This window comes from Arthrobacter sp. B0316-1-20 (genome assembly GCF_059091865.1).
Genome location: NZ_JBNHHC010000189.1, coordinates 1 through 3,484, shown reverse-complemented (window position 1 = coordinate 3,484; position 3,484 = coordinate 1). Strand labels below are relative to the sequence as shown.

At 64.1% G+C, this 3,484-nt stretch carries 5 protein-coding genes and 1 pseudogene; 5 read left to right on the top strand and 1 reads right to left on the bottom strand.

Annotated features, from left to right (window positions below):
- Positions 1-23 precede the first annotated feature (23 nt).
- A complete protein-coding gene (locus AC5RW2_RS41590; protein WP_494075325.1) occupies positions 24-230 on the bottom strand; it encodes a hypothetical protein in 207 nt (68 codons plus the stop codon).
- A gap of 330 nt (positions 231-560) precedes the next feature.
- Between AC5RW2_RS41590 and AC5RW2_RS41585 the strand changes: the two genes are divergently transcribed.
- The 5 genes and pseudogenes from AC5RW2_RS41585 to AC5RW2_RS41565 all read left to right on the top strand — a co-directional run.
- Complete coding sequence (locus tag AC5RW2_RS41585; protein ID WP_494032380.1) at positions 561-761, top strand: Flp family type IVb pilin; 201 nt, start codon at positions 561-563, stop codon at positions 759-761.
- A gap of 111 nt (positions 762-872) precedes the next feature.
- The gene (locus tag AC5RW2_RS41580) at positions 873-1,280 is read left to right on the top strand and encodes a TadE/TadG family type IV pilus assembly protein (protein ID WP_494032379.1); all 408 of its coding nucleotides are present in this window, start codon (positions 873-875) and stop codon (positions 1,278-1,280) included.
- Entirely contained in the window at positions 1,268-2,305 is a 1,038-nt protein-coding gene (locus AC5RW2_RS41575; RefSeq protein WP_494032378.1) for a pilus assembly protein TadG-related protein, read from the top strand. Before AC5RW2_RS41580 ends, AC5RW2_RS41575 begins: the two co-directional genes overlap by 13 nt.
- Positions 2,306-2,315: 10 nt before the next feature.
- Positions 2,316-3,044, top strand: a complete 729-nt coding sequence (gene cpaB, locus AC5RW2_RS41570) for a Flp pilus assembly protein CpaB (RefSeq protein ID WP_494032377.1) — start codon at positions 2,316-2,318, stop codon at positions 3,042-3,044.
- A pseudogene (locus AC5RW2_RS41565) lies at positions 3,044-3,484 on the top strand (AAA family ATPase); the annotation flags it as partial. The gene cpaB and the pseudogene AC5RW2_RS41565, both read left to right, overlap by 1 nt.

Sequence of the window (3,484 nt, the reverse complement as noted above, 5' to 3'; positions counted from 1 at the left end):
GACGGGGCCTGACTCGAGATTGATCAGATCCAGCTTCCCCTTACCGTCCTCGAAAGGCCGGGTTTCTTCGGGCTCGTCCAGACCTGCGGCGGTTCGACGTGCATCGCGTACATATGCCAGCCGAAATGCGAGGGTCGGTTATCCAGCACCGTGAACGGCACCACCACCATGAGGGCGAGGGCCATGCAAACAGCAGCGCCCCGGGCATAAATAACCCTGGGATATTTCATGCGCCGTTCACCCTCGGTGGTACGTCGGCTGCTCCCGTCGAGGGCAACATTTGGTCCAATTCCGCGTCCGCTGTGAACACAGCTCGAGTCTACTGATGAGGTTTCGACTCGACTGCACGCGCCGCTTAACCACCGAGATCACGGCGAGATTTCCACACGCTTAGCCACAGCGTTGTGCAGTGAAAGCTCAGGGTTTCCCCACTAAGAACACCGTTCGATCAGGACTAGCACAGGAAACACAAAAGTCAAGCAAAAAGCCGGAAAGTCGTTGCTAACTTTTTATCAGCGGCTGGCGCAGGGCCAGTCCAGACCACTCTCACAGGAGAAAAAATGCTTTCCATCCTCGCCACCCTCAAGACCCTCGGCATCAACCTCCAGACCCGCCTGCAGCGCGAAGAGACCGGCGCCACCGCCGTTGAGTACGCCCTGCTGGTCGGCGTCATGGCCGTTCTGATCATCGGCGGCATGACCATCTTCGGTAACGACCTGACCGCTATTTTCACCGGCTTCCGCGCTGGCCTCGGTCTCTAAGGAATATAGACAGCCGAATCCAGTTCCGCCCGGGATACAGGGCAACCGCAGGCGGGGGCGCTGCATCGAAACGATCTTCGCCCCCGCCTGGCGTAACGAAAGGAGCAACCGATGAAGCGCCTACGCGCCGAGGACGGAGCAGCCGCCGTCGAATTCGCCCTCGTGGTGCCGATCCTGCTGCTCCTGCTGCTGGGCATCGTGGAGTTCGGCCGCGTCTACAACGCGCAGATGATGCTGACTGCCGCTGCGCGTGACGGCGCGCGGGTCATGTCCATCAACGCTGTACCTTCCCAGACACTCACGAATGCACGGGCAACGACCGTTGCCTCGGCCAGCGCCCTGCATCCGGATCCTACCGATTCGCAGGTCGCCATCTCGGTCAGCCCCACCGGCAGTGGGCCCTGCCCGCCCGGCTCCACCGTTACAGTCACCGTCACCTATCCTCTTCAGTTCCTCTCCGGCATGTTCGGGGCCAGCATCAACCTGACCGGCAAAGGAGTCATGCAATGCGGCGCCTGAAGGATGAGCTAAAGGATGAACGCGGCGCCGTCGCGGTGACCACCGCCATCTTCATGGTTGTCCTGCTGGGCATGGCCGCCCTGGTCATCGATATCGGGGCCCTGTTCTACGAACGCGCCCAACTGAAGAACGGCTCGGACTCCGCCGCCCTGGCCGTGGCGCAGAACTGCGCCGCCGGCAACTGCGGCAGCGACTTCACCGCTCTGGCCACCTCCCTGGCCGGGCAGAACGCCGCCGACGGCTTGGCGGACGCCGCCGTCACCCTCAGCCAGTCCACGGGAACCGTCACGGTGGACACCACCACCCGGACCCCGAACGGACTAGGACTGGCCATGGCCTTCGCCCCCATCCTCGGCCTGGATGATTCCGCCACGGTCACCACTCAGTCCAAGGCACGCTGGAGCACTCCGGTGGCAGGCAGCGCGGTGCTGCCGGTCGCCATCTCCTGGTGCCAGTTCAACAACATGCTCGACGCCGGCGTGCAGCGGGTGGACTTCAATCCAAACCGTTCCACTACAGCCGGATGCTCCAGCTCCTCTATTCCGGGTGACGCCGGTCCGTCCCGGACCATCCCCGGCGGCTTCGGCTGGCTCAAGCAGAACCCGGCAGGCACCTGCCAGACCAAGATCAACATCAGCGGCTCCACGCTGCCGGAATTCCCGGTGGACCCGGAGGTCACCAGCGACACCGGTAACGACCTGCCCGCCGCCTGCAAGAACAGCAACATGCTGCAGAACGTGGTCAACACCACCGTCCTGCTGCCGCTCTACGACAACGTGGGCGGGCAGGGCTCCAACGGCTGGTACAACATCATGGGCTTCGCGGCCTTCGAACTGTCCGGCTGGAACTTCAGCGGTTCGGCATACAACAACCTCAGCCCCGCCTCCGTGGCCTGCACCGGCAACTGCCGGGCCCTGATCGGAGAATTCGTCACCTTCGTGACTCTTGATGCGGCCGAACAGAAGTTCACCTTCGGCGGCGGCCTCAACCAATTCGGTACGTCCCTCGTCTCGCTCACACAATAGGAACACAGCAGTGAAAACAAGAATCATCGGAGCCGCCGCAGCGATCCTGATGGCCGTCATCGGCACGGTCCTGGTTCTTTCCTATGTCGGCGGCGCGGACGCCCGGGCCATGGCCGGAACCGAAACCACCGAGGTCCTGGTGGCAACCAAGGACATTCCGGAAGGCACCCCGGCAGAACAGCTCACCTCCTTCGTCACCACAGAGCAAATACCTGCCAAGATCGTTCCCGCCGGCACCGTCACTGACGTGACGGACCTGGCCGGCCAGATTGCCGTCGTCGATCTGGTGGCCGGGGAGCAGTTGCTCTCGGCCCGCTTCGCCAATCCCGCCGATCTGCAGCCTGAAGGCACCGTGGCGGTGCCGGATGGAATGCAGGAAGTGACCATCGCCCTGGAACCGCAGCGCGTGGTCGGAGGACAGCTGAAGCCCGGCGACACCGTGGGGATTTTCATGTCCATGGAAGAAGGCCCCGAAGAAGGCCAGGGCCCGGTTTCCCACCTGGCCCTCCACAAGGTGTTGGTCACCAGCGTGCAGGGCCTACCTGCAGCTCCCGCGGAAACCGAGGGCGCAGCCGCGCCGGCTCCGGAGGGCATTGTCCTGGTCACCCTGGCCGTGTCCGCACCCAACGCTGAAAAAGTGATCTACGCCCAGGAATTCGCCCGGATCTGGCTTTCCAAGGAGCCGGCCTCGGCGACCGAAAATGACACCCGTGTCCTGACCAAGGAAGGACTGTACTGATGAGCCGCTACGCACTTCTGGCCACCGATCCCGGTTTCGAACAGCAGTTCAGTGTCGCCGCCGCCGGCACCCTGGAGGGACAGGTCACGGCCTGGGACAGTGAGACGATCCCGTCGGAACCCCGGGAAGTCCTGGATGCACTGGCCAGCCCGGCGCTGCTGGACGTGGTGGTGCTCGGAACCGGGATTGCCCGCGAAGACGCCCTCCGTCTGGCTGGCGCCTTCGAAGTACAACGGCCCGAAGTCAGCGTGCTGCTGGTCGGCGATCCGGATCCGGACACCGTCCTGGCCGCCATGCGCGCCGGAATCCGGGACGTGGTGCACCCGCAGACGGAGGCATCCGAGCTTGCTGTGCTGCTGCACCGCGCTACCCGCAGCACCTCTATCCGCCGGCGAAGCGGCGCCTCAGGCGCCGACGCCTCAGGCGGCGACGCCTCAGGC

Excerpts from the sequence above, each read along its gene's own strand:
- AC5RW2_RS41590 (WP_494075325.1), bottom strand. The coding sequence starts at position 230 with ATGAAATATCCCAGGGTTATTTATGCCCGGGGCGCTGCTGTTTGCATG.
- AC5RW2_RS41585 (WP_494032380.1), top strand. The coding sequence starts at position 561 with ATGCTTTCCATCCTCGCCACCCTCAAGACCCTCGGCATCAACCTCCAG.
- AC5RW2_RS41580 (WP_494032379.1), top strand. The coding sequence starts at position 873 with ATGAAGCGCCTACGCGCCGAGGACGGAGCAGCCGCCGTCGAATTCGCC.
- AC5RW2_RS41575 (WP_494032378.1), top strand. The coding sequence starts at position 1,268 with ATGCGGCGCCTGAAGGATGAGCTAAAGGATGAACGCGGCGCCGTCGCG.